A 14,002-nucleotide genomic window follows, 5' to 3' on the forward strand; every position below is an offset into this window, starting at 1 on the left:
AGTCATGGGCATCGGTTCCACGCGTGCGTCGCGACACGTGGGCGGTCTGGTTGCGGCCGGCGCGCTGCTGGCCGGCATCTCGGTCGGCCTGTCGGCCTACGCGGCGCACGCCGTCGATGGCGATGCGCGCAGCGCGCTGCAGACCGCGGCGGTGTTCGCATTCGGCCACGGCATCGTGCTCGTGGTGCTCGGCCGCGCCGTGCGCAGCACCTTCGAACTCGTTTCGCTGGTCGCCTTGCTGGTGGGCACGCTATTGTTCGCCGGCGCACTGGTGTCGCGGCATCTGTTCGGTGGGCCGGCGTTCTTCGCACCCTGGGGCGGCATGCTGACGATGCTCGGCTGGCTGTTGCTGGCCGTCACTGCATGGCGGCGCTGATCGCCCGGTCCGGCTTGCCTCAGTCGATGGCGGATCGATACCGCCAGTGCCAGGGTTCGTAGACGATGCCGTGCGGGTTGTCGCGCGGATAGCTCAGGGTGAAGCCATGCCCGGGCGCGTGGCGGGTCAGCCATGCGAATGCCGCGGTCGCGTCGAACGAGTCGTCGGCCGGCGGCTCGCCGGGCGCGCTGATATCCAGCGCGCAGCCGGAATGATGTTCGCTGTAGCCGGGCGCTGCGTTGACCGCGAGAATCGCGTCGAGCGACAGCCCGCGCGCACGTTTGCGATCGAAGATGCCCAGCTGGTAGTCGTGGCTGCGATAGCCTGAAACCGCGTCGAGCGTCACGCCGTCGCGCGCGGCCGCCGCATGCAGGCCCTGCCATGCGCGCGCGGTCCGGGCCTCCAGCCACAAGGGCCGGCGATAGCGATCGACGCCGGCGAACGTCAGCCATGCCGGCTCGGCCACGAGCGCCAGGCCGGTGCGTGCGGCGTACGCGTCAGCGTCGAGACCCAGTGCCTCGAGCCGGGCTTCGACCTGCGACACCGGCAGATCGGGCGCGGGTGCCCGGGGCGCGCGCAGTGCGCCGGCATCGAGCAGGTCAAGCGCGTCGTCGATGCCGGCCTCGCGCTGCCAGCGCGGCATCAGGCCGACGATGCCGTCCGGCAGTACGGCGGCGAGATACGCGCCGTCGCGCTTGCGGCGCAGGACCTGCGTCGCAAGCGACAGGACGCGTGCGTCGCGATTGCTGCGCGCACGCAGCAGCGCCGCGGGCCAGAGCTCGATGTCGGGCGTGTTGAACAGGAAGCGGGACGACGGGTGGGCGTGCATACCGCGCAGCTTAGCGGCGCAGGTGCCGGCCGTCAGATCGGGTCCGTATCCCTGGCGCCGCGGATGACGCCAGCCCGCGCGCGTTGCCTCACAGCACGCTGTGCGGCGACAGGAGCGGCACCAGCGCGTGCAGCACCAGATCCGCGGCGAAGTGCGACGCCACGGCCATCTCGAAGCCGCGCCTCCAGTACAGCCAGCCGAATACCACACCGCCGAGACCGTTGAGCAGCAGCGTGCGGACCACGACGCCGGCATCCAGGCCCCAGACCGTGGAGGCCGTCGGCAGATGGCCGAGCGCGAACAGCAGCGCGGCGACCAGGATCGCGATCCAGGCGATGCGCGGCGACAGCGTTCCTTCGACGCCGGTGCGCCTGCGCTGCACCCAGCTGGCGGCCCATGCGATCAGGGTCATCAGGAACAGGCGCAGCTGCAGTTCCTCGACGAGGCCGCCGTAGAACGAGGCCATCAGGCCGTAGAGCGCGCTGCGCGCGCCGGCGATGTCGGTCATCGCCACGTCGGTTGCAGGCAGCAGCAGCGGGTCGACCACGCGTGACAGCGCGAGGATCGCCAGTGCGGCTGCGATGCCGAGACCGATCGCCTGCCAAGGCCGCCTTTCGCGCAGGCGTGCCTCACCATGGCGACTGACCCAATGCTGCAGCAGCGGCGCGCCCAGTCCGACGCGATGGCCCATGCGCAGGCCGGCCCAGGCCAGCAGCGTGCAGACGATGAACATCGACATCGCCTGGATCGCGACGAGCGCCGGCAGCGCGATCGCCCCGTTGCCGGTCATGCGCGCGGGGTCGATCTGCAGCAGATAGGGGATCACCGCGAGCGTGGCGACCGCGCCACCAGCCGCGAGCAGCACCGCGATGCGCAGGTCCTGGCGCGGTCGCGGCGCCTGCATGGCGGTGCTCACGTCCGCCGCTTGAGGAACAGCACGGTGGGGCCGACCGGCGTGGGGTGCACGGCGTTGACGAGCTCCCAGCCCTGCAGCCCCAGTGTCTGCAGGCGCTCCTCGATGGCTGCCGGCTTGAGGCCGCCCAGCAGGCTGACCTTGATTTCCTCGACCTTGTACTGCCAGCGCTCACTCATGATCGGTGTCCTTGCCTGGTTCGGTTTGGGCGGGCGGGGAGATCCGGCCCGCACGTCGCAGCGCGTCGCGCAGCAGGTATTCGATCTGCGCGTTCGCGCTGCGCAGATCGTCGTCGGCCCAGCGCTGCACGGCCGCGAGGATCGCGGCGTTGATGCGCAGTGGATAGGCCTTCTTATCGGTCACCCGCCGCCTCCGCGGGCGCGGCGCTTGGCGCTGGCGACGGTGAAGATGCACGCGGCCGCCAGGCCGTTGACCGCGCAGAACATCACCACGATCAGCGCGAGCAGGCGGCGTTCTTCGTCCCCCCACAGCGCGAGGCCCAGCGCGGTGGCCAGCATCGCCAGCCCGATCATCCGCAACAGCCGTGCGAGCTTGCTGTCGAGCACGGCCTTGTCGCGCACGCTCATGCCGCCGCTGCCGGCAGACAGTGGCAGGCGGCCCTGCACCAGCCAGCGGGCCGACACGAACGCCGGGATCGCCATCAACGCGAACACCAGCGCGGCGAGATGATGCGGGGCCATCAGTACAGCGAGCCGGTATTGACGATCGGCTGGGTGCCGCGATCGCTGCACAGCACGACCAGGAGATTGCTGACCATCGACGCCTTGCGCTCCTCGTCCAGCGTGACCACGCCGCTCTTGTCCAGCTCCGCCAGCGCCATTTCGACCATGCCGACGGCGCCTGCGACGATGCGCGTGCGCGCGGCGATGACCGCGTTCGCCTGCTGGCGCTGCAGCATCGCGTGGGCGATCTCCGGGGCGTAGGCGAGGTGGCTGATGCGCGCGTCGAGCACGTCGACGCCGGCCGCGGTCAGGCGCTCGTCGAGATGCTCCTTGAGGCGATCGGAGATTTCGGTCGGGTGGCTGCGCAGCGAAATCTGGTCGTCTTCGTGCTGGTCGTAGGGGTAGCTGGTCGCCATCGCACGCAGCGCCGCCTCGGACTGGATGTGCACGAAACTCTCGTAATCGTCGACGTTGAACACGGCTTCCGCCGAGTCCACGACGCGCCACACGATGACCGCGGCGATCTCGATCGGGCTGCCTTCGAGTTCGTTGACCTTGAGCCGGCCGCTCTCGAAGTTGCGCACGCGCAAGGACACTTTCTTCTTGGCCAGAAAGGGATTGTTCCAGCGCAGGCCGGCGTCCTTGACCGTGCCGACGTACTTGCCGAACAGGCTCAGCACGGCGGCCTGGTTGGGCTCGATCATGTAGTGGCCGATCAGGGTGAACGCCGTCGCCAGCGCGACGATGATCGCGACGACCGGCAATGCGCCACCGGCGCCGAGCAACGTCCACGCGCATGCCGCGAGGACCACCAGCTGGACCAGCAGGACCGGAATGCCGGGCAGGGAGCGGATCGGGTTCTCTTGCATCGCGGCATCCTCGGGTGGGTTTGAGTTGTGATATCGGATTGATATCTTGTTGTCAACACTCACGCAGCCGCGTGGGCCGGCGCGGCACCATCGCCGCACGCCATTTCCCTGGAGCCCCGATGTCCCGACCCCGCCACTTCTCGATGCTGCGCGACTTCCAGCTGGCCGACTGGTTCACGCTGGGCAATGCCTTCTGCGGCACCGGCGCGGTCTTCGCGGCGATGCGCTATCTGCAGGACGGCAGCGTGCGCGATCTGTTGCTGGGCATGGCGCTGATTCCCCTGGCGTTCGTCTTCGACGCGCTCGACGGCCGGGTGGCGCGCTGGCGCAAGGTCGCCTCCACGCTGGGCCGGGAACTGGACTCGCTGGCCGACGTGATCTCCTTCGGCGTCGCACCGGCCGCGCTGGCCTATGCCTGCGGCATGCAGGGCGGCTGGGACGTGCTCGTGCTCGCCGGCTTCGTCTGCTGTGGCGTCAGTCGCCTCGCGCGCTACAACGTGACCGCCGAGACGCTGTCGCAGGGCAGCGACAAGGTGAAGTTCTTCGAGGGCACGCCGATTCCGTCCAGCCTGCTGCTGGTGGTTCTGCTGGTCGTCGCGGCCTGGCAGGGCAGCATCGGCGATGCGTTGTGGCTGGGCGAATTGCGTCTGGGCCCGTGGCTGCTGCATCCGCTGGTGCTGGTGTTCGCCGTGTCCGGCGCGATGATGGTCAGCAAGACGCTGCGCATTCCCAAGTTCTGACACGGTCGACGCCGCGAGGCGTTGCTATGATCGAACCCGGTTCGCAGGAGTCGACGATGTTCAACATGGGACAGGGACCGGACGCGCAGGCCGCGGATCTGGAGCGCCTCGCGCGCCGTTACTGGGACACATGGCGCGATGCCTTGCAGCGCACGATGCCGGGCAACGCGTGGAATCCGATGGGCGCCACGTCGCCGGGCGCGGGCGCCGCGCCCTGGGGCGAACCCCCGCCGTGGTTCATGGGCGGCGCGCAACCACCGGACGCGGGCGCGGATGCGCTGCGGCAGTTCCAGTCCATGGCGGGTCCTTGGCTCGAGCAGATGCAGCGCGTCGCCGCCCAGTTCGCGGGTCGAGACGCATCGCCCGAGGCGATCACCGCCGCGTGGCGCGACGCGATGGGCGGCAATCCCGTCGGCGCGATGTTTGGCGGTCTGCAGGGGCCCGGCATCGAAGGCTGGGACACGTGGCTGCAGCGGCTCAAGCCGTGGCTCGATGCGGTGGGTGCAGGCCAGGCGATGGGCGGCGGCGGACGCGATGCGTTCGCGCTGCCGACCTTCGGTCTGACGCGCGAGCACCAGGAGCGCTGGCAGCAGCTCGGCCGTGCGTTCGCCGAGCACCAGCGCAGCCAGCAGGACTACCAGACGCTGCTGATGCAGGCCTCGACGGCCGCGTTCGGCATCTTCGAACGCAAGCTCGCCGCGCGCGATCCGGCGACGCCGATCGAAACTCCGCGTGCGCTGTTCGACCTGTGGATCGATGCGGCCGAGGACGCGTATGCCGAAGTCGCGTTGTCGCCTGCGTTCCGCAAGGCCTACGCCGACATGGTGGGCGGCCAGATGCGCCTGCGTCAGGCCGTGCAGCGCGAGGTCGAACAGGCCTGCCGCGTACTCGACCTGCCGACGCGCACCGAGCTCGATGGCGCGCATCGCAAGATCGCTGATCTCGAGCGTTCCCTGCGTCGTCTGCGTGACCGTCTCGATGCCGTGGATGGTGGTGCAGGCGCGCAGGCCACCGCGGCGTCGAATCCGCCGCCGCGACGTCCGGCGGGGCCCCCGCGGGTCGTGACGCCGGCGCCCGCGCCGGTCTCGTCGACATCGCGTGTCGCGGCGGAGAACGCAGCGCCGGCGCAACCGGCGGCGAATCGGGCAACCGCGAAACGCGCGCCTGCGAAGACGTCTGCAAAAAAGCGTGCCGTCAAGAAGACTGCGGCCAGAAGGGTGGCCACGAAGCAGGCCAGCAACAAGCGCGCTGCCGCGAAGACGCCTGCGAAGAATGCCTCTGCAAAGAAGGTCGCGCCGGCGAAGACGGCGGCCGCGCAGACAGCTCGCGCGAAGAAGACCGCATCGAATCCGGAGGCGGCAGCGAAGTCGCGGCCCGCCTCCAGCGCCCGCCGTCGCAGCCCGGCAGCGGCCCCCAAGGCACCGACGCGCAGTACGCGACCCGCCCGCCGGACGAAGCAGGCCCCCGCCGCGCCGGCCCGCGCCTCGCGCAAGGCCGCGCGCGCACCGAGCCGCGTCGGCAGCCTGCCCAACCTGGGCTTCATCTCGCCGATTCCGCAGGCGCCCGAGCCGTTGCAGGGCAAGGGCGGCAAGCCGCGTAAAGGGAAGCGTTGACCATGCCCGGACCACTGCACATCACGCCCGACCGCATCGCGGACGAAGCGACCCGTCTCCAGCAGAAGCTGGGCGCCAGCCTGCGCACGCTGCGGGACGTCGGCGATTTCGATTACGGCGCGACGACCAAACAGGAAGTCTGGCGCGACGGCAAGGTCGTGCTGTACCGCTTCATCGGCGAGAAGGCACCGACCGCGCGCGTGCCGCTGCTGATCGCCTACGCCCTGGTCAACCGACCGTATATGGTCGACCTGCAGCACAACCGCTCCATCGTAAAGGGGCTGCTGGAGCGCGGCGAAGATGTCTACATCCTCGACTGGGGCTACCCGGACCGCTCCGACCGCTTCCTCATGCTTGAGGATTACATCGAACGGTTCCTCGGTGGCGCGGTGGATCACCTGCGTCGCAGCAGCGGTCTCGAGTCGATCAACCTGCTCGGCATCTGCCAGGGCGGCACGTTCGCACTGAGCTACGCCGCGCTGCATCCCGAGCGCGTGCGCAATCTGATCACGATGGTCACGCCGGTGGACTTCCACACCGACGACAACATGCTCGCGCACTGGACGCGTGATCTCGACGTGGACCTGTTCGTCGACACGCTGGGCAACGTGCCGGCCGATATGATGAACGCGTGCTACCTGACGCTGAAACCCTGGCGCCTGCTGGTGCAGAAGTACGTGGGCGTGGTCGACATCCTCGACGACGCGCCGGCGCTCGAGGACTTCCTGCGCATGGAGAAGTGGATCTTCGATTCGCCCGACCAGGCCGGCGAGACCTTCCGGCAGTACATCAAGCAGTTCTACCAGGGCAACGGCTTCGTCAACGGCGGCATCGTCATCGGCGATCGCGAAGTGCATCTGGGACTGGTCGAGATGCCGGTGCTCAACATCTTCGCCGAACAGGACCACCTGGTGCCGCCCGACGCGTCGCGCGCGCTGCGCACGCTGGTCGGCACGCAAGACTATTCGGAACTGTCGTTCCGCGGCGGCCACATCGGCATCTACGTGTCGGGTCGCGCGCAGACGCAGGTGCCGTCGGCGATCCACGACTGGCTGGCGCAGCGCGCATGACGCGCCGACGCACATTGGGGATGCATTGATGGCGATGTCGACCTCATTGAGCCGCACGCGCGAGGATCGCGTGGTCGCGGGCGTCGTCGGCGGCATCGCCCGCCGCTTCGGCTGGAACCCGACCCTGTTGCGCGCGCTGTTCGTCGTCGTGTCGGTGGTGTCGGCGGCGTTTCCGGGTTTGATCGTCTATCTCCTGCTGTGGATGCTGATGCCGGAAGGAGACGGCTGACGTGCAGCCGGCGGTCCGCGTCGCGGCGCTCGTATCCGGCGCGATCTGGACAGCGCCCAATACGCTGATCGGTCTTCTTGGCGGCCTGGCCGGCCTGCCGTTCGGTGCGCAGTGCCGGTGGCGGCGCGATGATCTCGCACTGGTGTTCGACCGCTGGCCGTGGGGGCCGGGCGGGGCGATCACGTTCGGCAACACGATCCTGCACACCGGGCACTCGCTGGACGTGCGCTGCACGACCTACGCACACCGCGCTGGCTGGTGCGACGACGCGCCCGTCCAACTGGCAGACCACGAACGCGCGCACGTCTACCAGTACATGGTGCTCGGCCCGCTGTTCCTGCCGGCGTATCTGCTCTTCGGCGGGGTGAGTGTCCGCAACCGGTTCGAACGCGCGGCCGATCGCTACGCCCTGACGGGGCGTGGCTGGTGGCCCTGGCCGCGACCTTAGCCCTCATGGTGACCGATCGCCTGACGGCCGTGCGCTGCTGACGGCTCGCCAACGCGGACGCCAATCGGTTCGAGACGTGGGCGCGGACGCGGGAAGACCTCATGTTGGCCGCACTTTTCGGCGCTGGAAGGCCCGGGCGGCCGGAAATATGCGGCAGACTGGATCTTCCGCATATCCGGCGTCCGAGCCGCCGGTGTGCCCACAGGACTCTGGAGCCGTCGATGCGCTACGACCGTGATGCCGTATCCCCCTGGGCCTTTTTCCTGCCGGTCGCGCTCGCCGTGATGGTCGGCAGCCTGGTCGCCGACGCCATCGGCGGCATGCTGCGCGACCGCTTCGACCCCACGCCTGCGCCGATGGTCGAGCAGGCAGCCGTGCCGGTCGACGCCGCGCCTGTCGACACCGCTGCGCCGATGGCGCAGGCACCGGCCGGCTCCGCGCCGGTCGCATCGCCCGGGCCTGCGATCGACGCTCCCGATCCCGACACGGCGCCGCCCGTGACGCCCGACGTTGCGGGCGCGCCGCTGGAGACGGCGATGCCGGTCGACGACGGCACGCGCCGGCTGTCGGGTCCGATGACTGCACGCCAGGCGGGCGAGAGCGAGAGTTGCATCAACAACACGGTCGCCACGCGCAGCCCCAACGGCTGGGAGCAGGCGTTGGAGAACGATGCGCCGGTGCGCTGCGAGGCTACGTCGAACTGACGGCATGGCGCCGAATCACCGCGTGCGTGTGCACAGCGGCGCGTGTGTAAGTCCGTGTCCAGACGGTGATCGTGACCCGGGCCGGCGCGACGCATCGCGTCCTGCGTCCGGGGCGTACGGCGCTTACGGCGCCCGCGTGTCCAGGCGCTGCCGCGAGGTGTCGATCGCCTGACCCTCGGCGTCGAAGCGCCGCTCGCAGATCCAGAGTCCCGCCTGGTCCACCAGCACCACGCTGCTGCACCGCGTTCCATAGCGCGCATCCTCGATGAAGGCGGGCGACAGGTGCCGCTCCAGCACGATGCCGACGCCCGTCTGTGGCAGGGCCGCATCCGGCGCCGTCCGCGTGTCGCGCAGACCGGCGAACAACGGGGCCAACGCCGCCTCGTCGACCGGCGCAGCGCCGGCAGGATGCGCGGTCGTCTCGAGCCAGTTCTCCAGCGTCCGCGTGGCCGCGGTGCTCTTCGGCCACGGTGCGTCGAAAGCGCCGTTGGACATCGCGTGCAGGCCCGGCGCCACCGGCGTCGCTGCGAACTGGGGATGATTGGTGGCGAACCAGAGCGCTGCGCCGTCCCACACCAGCAGGTTGAAGCGGCCGTAGTCGCGTGCGGTCGCAGAGAGGCCCTGCGCAACGTCGGCAGCCGATGCATCGCCCTGTACGAAATCGCGGACCAGCCAGCCACGCGACCGCGCAGCCGCTTCGGGTGCGACACCGGCGCGCACATTGGTCACCGCGGCCAGCCGTCGCCGCGACGACGCCAGCAGCCAGCTGCCGCCCTGCACGAGGTCGCGACCGCCGTAGACGTCGGCGTGCTGCGGATCGAATGCGGCGGCCGCCGTGGGTCGGGCGTGGAATTCGTCGCGATTCGCGATCAGCGCGAGTGGCAGGTCGGGGCGGACGTTCCAGGCAATGGCGATCAGGCACATGCAGGCATGCTAGCCGAGCGATCGGATGCCGGATGCGAGGACCGATGTCGAACGAAAACAGCGCGACGGGCCTGAAACGGCAACGGCCCGCATGCGCGGGCCGTCGACTGGTACCGGAGGCGGGACTCGAACCCGCACGCTTTTAAGGGCGGCGGATTTTGAGTCCGCTGCGTCTACCATTCCGCCACTCCGGCACGGACGCGGGAGTATAGCGGAAGCGCGGCAGGGCCTGAATCCCGGTCTCTTTGCGTTCTTCGAACATGCGGGCCGGCATCATGTGCGCGCCGGCGCAGGGCCGGGAGTCCGGGAGGGAACATGCACGATCGAACGACGCCGCATCCGACAGCGGCCTGGATGTGGGCGCGGCCGCGCCGGTCGGCCGCGCGTGCGCGCCGCCTGCGGATCCTGTTCGCGGTGCTGCTGCCGCTGGCCGTGTCCGCCTGCGCCAGCCAGCCGGCGTCGCGCATCGCCGATCCCGAGCCCGTCGCGGAGCGCGAACTCGCCACGCCGCCGGGCGGCGACCTCGTGCCGTCGCAACCGAACGGCCAAGTGCGTCTGGCGGATGGCGTGTTCCGCGTGCACCTGAGCAACATCCGCTGCGTGCGCGCGCCGTGCCCCAATGGCTACATGGTGTCGGACGTCGAGGGCCGGCCGCCCGCGCTGCGCCCCGGTGTGCCGCAGCCGGTGTCGCGGATGCCGGAACAGGTCCGCTTCGACGCGGCGTCCGGTGGCGCGGTCGAGGATGGACTGGTCGAGCAGGCGCACGTCGGCGACGGCATCGTCGTCGATGGCCGGGCCTGGCTGATCGAAGGCGGCCGGACGCTGCGGGTCGAGGTCAGGCAGCTGCTGTCCGACTGATCCTGTGGCGCCGGCTCAGCCGGCGCCGCCTTCGTCCTCGATCTTCGAGGCGGCGATCCAGGCATCGATCGCGCGCGAGACCACGTCCAGCGGCAGTGCGCCGTTCTCCAGCAGCACGCCGTGGAAGGCGCGCAGGTCGAACCGCTTCTTCAGCGACTGCCGCGCATGCGCGCGCAGCGCGAGCAGGGTGTGCAGACCGACGGTGTGTGCACACGCGCGGCCCGGACGCACCAGCTGACGCTGCGCCTCGCTGCGCGCCTGGGCCTCGCTCAGGCCGGCGACGTCGCGCAGGTAGGTCTGCGCCTGCGCCAGTGTCCAGCGTTCGGAATGCAGGCCGGTATCGACGACCAGTCGCGCGGCGTGCACCAGCTCGGCGCGCAGCCGGCCCAGATCGCCCCGCGGATCGTCGTCGTAGACACCCATTTCGACGGCCAGACGCTCGGCATACATCGCCCAGCCTTCGGTGAAGGCGGTCGGCGCCAGGCTGCGGCGCAGGCGCGGCAGTGCGACCTGGGCCTGGGCCAGCCCGACCTGCAGATGATGGCCGGGCAATCCGTTGTGGTAGACCAGCGTCGGCAGTCCACCTTCGGGCAGGGCACGCACCTGCGCGGCATCGATCACCAGCGTCCCCGGGCGGACGTCGCCGCCGGGCGGCACGTAGTAGACGGCTGCGGTGCCGTGCGCGCCGGGCGGCGCCAGCTGGACGTCCAGCGGCTGCGTCGGCAGCGTGCCGAAGACCCGCGGCAGGGCGTCCTCGATCCTGTCGAGCCGGGCCTGGACGGCCGCGCGCAGGGCCTCACGATCCGCCTCCGCCGCTGCCACCGTCACGGCTGCGTCGCCTGCAGCGTCGACAGAAGTGCCGCCGGGCGGCGCAGCGACATCGGTCAGCGGCAGCCGGTCGCGCACGATCGCAGCCATCTCGCCGCGGATCCGGCCGACCTCGGCGTGGCCCAGGGCATGCAGCTGGGTGGCGTCGATGCCCACGCCGGTGTTCCAGCGCAACGCGGCCGCGTAGTAGTCGCCGCCGCCGGGCAGGGCCCAGACGCCGTCGTTCGCATCCTGCGCGCCGATGGCGGTCTCGATGCGGGCGAGCAACCGGGCGTAGGCGGGAAGGGTCTGGTCCTCGATGGCGCTGCGCGCATCGCGCAGGAGTTCCTCGCGCAATGCGGCGTCGATGTCCGGTACGCCATCGAGCTTGCGGGCGAACGCCTGCACGAACGGACTGGCGTCGACGCCGACCCGCACGAGGTCGCGGATCTGCAGGGCGGCGCCTTCCAGCGCGACGCGTGGCGGCACGACGCCATGGCGCGCCTGCAGGTCGAGGTTGTCGCCTACCTGGTCGAGCTTGGTCGCCACTGCATGCAGACGCGCGACGTAGTTGCGCGCCTCGGCCGCGCCGGTGACGGGCTGCGCGTTCTCGAAGAATCCCGGCAGCGCCATCGGAATGCTCGACAGCTGGTCGACCGCGTAGAGGTTGGTGCGCAGGGGCAGCCACGCCGGCGCCCAGTCGACGCCGATCAGATCGGCCTGGCTGCGGTAGAACCAGCGCGCCATCTCCAGCGTGCGCTGCTGCTGCGGTGCAAACGCGTCGTCGTCGATGTCGTCGAGCGCGGCGAGGTTGGCGGCCAGCGTGTCGCGCAGCTCGGCGCGGTGCACCAGCGAAGCATCGGTGAGGCGACCGGCCGCGAGCCGCGAATCGGGACTGTCGATGCCGAGCACGGTCATCGCTTCGGGATCGTTGGCGAGAAACGCATCGAACTGCGCGTCGACCAGGGCATCGACCGCGCCGCCGTCGGCATCGGGCACGTTCGGCGCGCGGCCGCAGGCAGCGAGCAACATCGCCACGGTGGCGGTCAGCAGCAATCGGGTCATCGGTCTCGACGGGAACAGCGGGAGAGCCGACGCACTGTAGCGGCTGGGGTCGCGGGATGCGCCCCCGTGTTCACGTTCGTGTGCGTGTGGCGCGTGCGCTCAGTCGAGCGTATCGACGGCCAGTGACGCGTCGTAGCGCAGATACCACTCGCCGGCGTCGGCGCGGAACCGTGCGCAGTGCACGATCGGAGCCTGGTACACGTGCAGCGAGACCGCGACCGCATTCGGACTGGGATTGCGGATGGTGTGGTACTCGTGCGGCGGAATCAGGCTGCCGGCGCTACCGACGCCGACCTGCATGCCCGAGGCCGCGCGGAAGCGGAAACGCGCGCCGTCGGATTCGAGCAGTTCGTACTGGGCGATTTCCAGCGTGCCGCGCCAGATGCCTTCCACGCACCACAGGCCGTCGTGATCGTGGATGGGCGTGCCCTGGCCCGGCGCCCAGGTCATCGCGACGACGCTGTAGCCATGCGCCGGACTGCGATACAGCTCGCGACGTGCGTAGTGCCCATCGACCGGCGAAAGCGTGCAGGCGGGTAGTTCGACGGCGGGATCGCGGATCAATGCGCACATCGCGCTGCGCAGCGCGCCGGTGACCGCATGGGAGTCCCCGGCGGCGACCGCGGTGTCGATCGCGGCGATCAGGCGGTCCCGGCCTTCGAAGGCGATATCCGGATGTTCGGTGGCGGCAGACTCGACATGCATCGCCGCAGTCTAGCCCGCGGACGACGCGCGTGCAGGCGGCAGCGCAGCAAGAAACGACGCGACGGCAGGTCCGAAGCGGGCGATGTCGACGAGAAACGCGTCGTGTCCCTGCGGCGATTCCAGCGGCAGGAACGCCGCGTCGACGCCGCCGGCGCGCAGTCCGTCGGCGATCTGCTGTTGCTGCTGCAGCGGAAACAGGATGTCGGTGTGCACGCCGATCGCGAGCGCGCGTTCGAGGCGCAGCGTCGCCAGCCCGTCATCGGTGCTGCCGCCGCAGCTTTCGCCGATGTCGAACCAGTCCATCGAGCGGCTGAGATAGAGATAGCAGTTGGGATCGAAGCGGCGCACGAAGCGGCGCGCGTGGCCCTCGAGATAGCTCTCGACCTCGAACTCGAGACCGAATGGTTCCTCTTCCTCGCGGCGGTCGGATTCCAGCCGCACGCGACCGAAGCGGCCGTCCCATTCCAGCGCCGAGCGGTAGGTGATGACACCGAGCTTGCGCGCCATGCGCATGCCGCTCTCCGGATAGGCGTCGTCGGTGTAGGCGCCGTTCTGCCACATCGGGTCGAGGCGGATGGCCTCGCGCTGCAGCGAGCGGATCGCGATCGAGAACGGCAGCGCACGCGCCGCGCCGCAGATGTTGATGTGCGTGCGTGCAAGACCGGGGAATCGCGCGAGCAGCGCCAGTGCGGTCATGCCGCCCATGGAATTGCCGATCACGCAGGCGAGCTGCGCAATGCCGAGCGACGCCACGACGTGTGCAGCCGCGTCCGCGCCGTCCTCGATCGAGAGGTCCGGAAATGCGAGCCGGTACGGCGCGCCGGTGGCGGGATCGCACGAAGCCGGGCCGGTGGAGCCCTTGCAGCTGCCGAGCGAGTTCACGCAGATGACGAACCAGCGGTAGGTGTCGATCGGTTTGCCGGGACCGAGCATCGCCTCCCACCAGCCCGGCGTGGCGTCGCCGGCGTGGCTGGCGGCGTGCGCATCCGGCGACAGGCCGGTGACGATCAGCACGGCGTTGCCGCGCCTCGCATCGAGCGTGCCCCAGGTCTCGTACGCCATGCGCGCATCGTGGAGCGCGCCGCCGCGTTTCATGGGAAAGGGCGAGGGCAGGGCGATGAAGCGGCTGGCCGGTGGGATGAATTCGGTCATCGCGCCAGTGTAGCGAG

Annotated in this window: 18 protein-coding genes and 1 tRNA gene; 8 read left to right on the top strand and 11 right to left on the bottom strand. The window is 70.1% G+C overall.

Annotation, left to right across the window (positions count from 1 at the left end; genetic code table 11):
• Positions 1-4: 4 nt before the first annotated feature.
• The gene (locus tag CURTO8I2_RS03070) at positions 5-376 is read left to right on the top strand and encodes a DUF423 domain-containing protein (RefSeq protein WP_159678571.1); all 372 of its coding nucleotides are present in this window, start codon (positions 5-7) and stop codon (positions 374-376) included.
• A 19-nt stretch (positions 377-395) separates the two neighbouring features.
• Here the strand turns inward: CURTO8I2_RS03070 and CURTO8I2_RS03075 are convergent, their stop codons facing one another.
• From CURTO8I2_RS03075 to CURTO8I2_RS03100, 6 genes are all read right to left on the bottom strand, one after another.
• Positions 396-1,205, bottom strand: coding sequence for a M15 family metallopeptidase (locus tag CURTO8I2_RS03075; protein WP_159678572.1), 810 nt, complete (start codon positions 1,203-1,205; stop codon positions 396-398).
• 88 nt (positions 1,206-1,293) lie between these two features.
• Positions 1,294-2,121 carry a CPBP family intramembrane glutamic endopeptidase gene (locus CURTO8I2_RS03080; RefSeq protein ID WP_159678573.1) on the bottom strand — a complete coding sequence of 276 codons (828 nt, stop codon included), beginning with the start codon at positions 2,119-2,121 and terminating at the stop codon, positions 1,294-1,296.
• Positions 2,118-2,297 (bottom strand): DUF4177 domain-containing protein, encoded by a 180-nt coding sequence (locus CURTO8I2_RS03085; protein WP_159678574.1) that lies wholly within the window; start codon positions 2,295-2,297, stop codon positions 2,118-2,120. Before CURTO8I2_RS03085 ends, CURTO8I2_RS03080 begins: the two co-directional genes overlap by 4 nt.
• Positions 2,290-2,481 (bottom strand): Arc family DNA binding domain-containing protein, encoded by a 192-nt coding sequence (locus tag CURTO8I2_RS03090; protein WP_159678576.1) that lies wholly within the window; start codon positions 2,479-2,481, stop codon positions 2,290-2,292. The genes CURTO8I2_RS03085 and CURTO8I2_RS03090 overlap by 8 nt, the downstream gene beginning before the upstream one ends.
• Positions 2,478-2,819, bottom strand: coding sequence for a hypothetical protein (locus tag CURTO8I2_RS03095; protein WP_159678578.1), 342 nt, complete (start codon positions 2,817-2,819; stop codon positions 2,478-2,480). Before CURTO8I2_RS03095 ends, CURTO8I2_RS03090 begins: the two co-directional genes overlap by 4 nt.
• Positions 2,819-3,670, bottom strand: a complete 852-nt coding sequence (locus CURTO8I2_RS03100) for an SPFH domain-containing protein (protein ID WP_159678580.1) — start codon at positions 3,668-3,670, stop codon at positions 2,819-2,821. The genes CURTO8I2_RS03095 and CURTO8I2_RS03100 overlap by 1 nt, the downstream gene beginning before the upstream one ends.
• Before the next feature lie 119 nt (positions 3,671-3,789).
• Between CURTO8I2_RS03100 and CURTO8I2_RS03105 the strand changes: the two genes are divergently transcribed.
• From CURTO8I2_RS03105 to CURTO8I2_RS03130, 6 genes are all read left to right on the top strand, one after another.
• On the top strand, positions 3,790-4,410 hold the full coding sequence (locus CURTO8I2_RS03105; RefSeq protein WP_201295473.1) for a CDP-alcohol phosphatidyltransferase family protein: 621 nt from the start codon (positions 3,790-3,792) through the stop codon (positions 4,408-4,410).
• 26 nt (positions 4,411-4,436) lie between these two features.
• Positions 4,437-6,023: a class III poly(R)-hydroxyalkanoic acid synthase subunit PhaE gene (phaE, locus tag CURTO8I2_RS03110; RefSeq protein WP_159678582.1), complete on the top strand. Its 1,587-nt coding sequence runs from the start codon at positions 4,437-4,439 to the stop codon at positions 6,021-6,023.
• A gap of 2 nt (positions 6,024-6,025) precedes the next feature.
• A complete protein-coding gene (gene phaC, locus CURTO8I2_RS03115) occupies positions 6,026-7,093 on the top strand; it encodes a class III poly(R)-hydroxyalkanoic acid synthase subunit PhaC (protein WP_159678584.1) in 1,068 nt (355 codons plus the stop codon).
• Positions 7,094-7,127: 34 nt separating this feature from the next.
• On the top strand, positions 7,128-7,322 hold the full coding sequence (locus CURTO8I2_RS03120) for a PspC domain-containing protein (protein WP_201295523.1): 195 nt from the start codon (positions 7,128-7,130) through the stop codon (positions 7,320-7,322).
• A 1-nt stretch (position 7,323) separates the two neighbouring features.
• Entirely contained in the window at positions 7,324-7,770 is a 447-nt protein-coding gene (locus CURTO8I2_RS03125) for a hypothetical protein (RefSeq protein ID WP_159678588.1), read from the top strand.
• Between the two features lie 221 nt (positions 7,771-7,991).
• The gene (locus CURTO8I2_RS03130) at positions 7,992-8,474 is read left to right on the top strand and encodes a hypothetical protein (protein WP_159678590.1); all 483 of its coding nucleotides are present in this window, start codon (positions 7,992-7,994) and stop codon (positions 8,472-8,474) included.
• A 123-nt stretch (positions 8,475-8,597) separates the two neighbouring features.
• On the opposite strand, the gene CURTO8I2_RS03135 is transcribed toward CURTO8I2_RS03130, so the two are convergent.
• Together CURTO8I2_RS03135 and CURTO8I2_RS03140 are read right to left on the bottom strand one after the other, a co-directional pair.
• Positions 8,598-9,398: an NRDE family protein gene (locus CURTO8I2_RS03135; RefSeq protein ID WP_159678592.1), complete on the bottom strand. Its 801-nt coding sequence runs from the start codon at positions 9,396-9,398 to the stop codon at positions 8,598-8,600.
• A 108-nt stretch (positions 9,399-9,506) separates the two neighbouring features.
• Positions 9,507-9,592: transfer RNA gene (locus tag CURTO8I2_RS03140), tRNA-Leu, on the bottom strand.
• A 121-nt stretch (positions 9,593-9,713) separates the two neighbouring features.
• On the opposite strand from CURTO8I2_RS03140, the gene CURTO8I2_RS03145 reads away from it, so the two are divergent.
• Complete coding sequence (locus CURTO8I2_RS03145) at positions 9,714-10,256, top strand: hypothetical protein (protein WP_159678593.1); 543 nt, start codon at positions 9,714-9,716, stop codon at positions 10,254-10,256.
• A gap of 15 nt (positions 10,257-10,271) precedes the next feature.
• Here the strand turns inward: CURTO8I2_RS03145 and CURTO8I2_RS03150 are convergent, their stop codons facing one another.
• The 3 genes from CURTO8I2_RS03150 to CURTO8I2_RS03160 form a co-directional block, all read right to left on the bottom strand.
• Entirely contained in the window at positions 10,272-12,128 is a 1,857-nt protein-coding gene (locus CURTO8I2_RS03150; protein WP_159678595.1) for a DUF885 domain-containing protein, read from the bottom strand.
• Positions 12,129-12,227: 99 nt separating this feature from the next.
• A complete protein-coding gene (locus CURTO8I2_RS03155; RefSeq protein WP_159678597.1) occupies positions 12,228-12,833 on the bottom strand; it encodes a cysteine dioxygenase family protein in 606 nt (201 codons plus the stop codon).
• A gap of 9 nt (positions 12,834-12,842) precedes the next feature.
• Positions 12,843-13,985 carry a homoserine O-acetyltransferase gene (locus CURTO8I2_RS03160; RefSeq protein ID WP_159678599.1) on the bottom strand — a complete coding sequence of 381 codons (1,143 nt, stop codon included), beginning with the start codon at positions 13,983-13,985 and terminating at the stop codon, positions 12,843-12,845.
• Positions 13,986-14,002 lie beyond the last annotated feature (17 nt).

Source organism: Luteimonas sp. 9C (assembly GCF_902506295.1).
GTDB lineage: Bacteria > Pseudomonadota > Gammaproteobacteria > Xanthomonadales > Xanthomonadaceae > Luteimonas.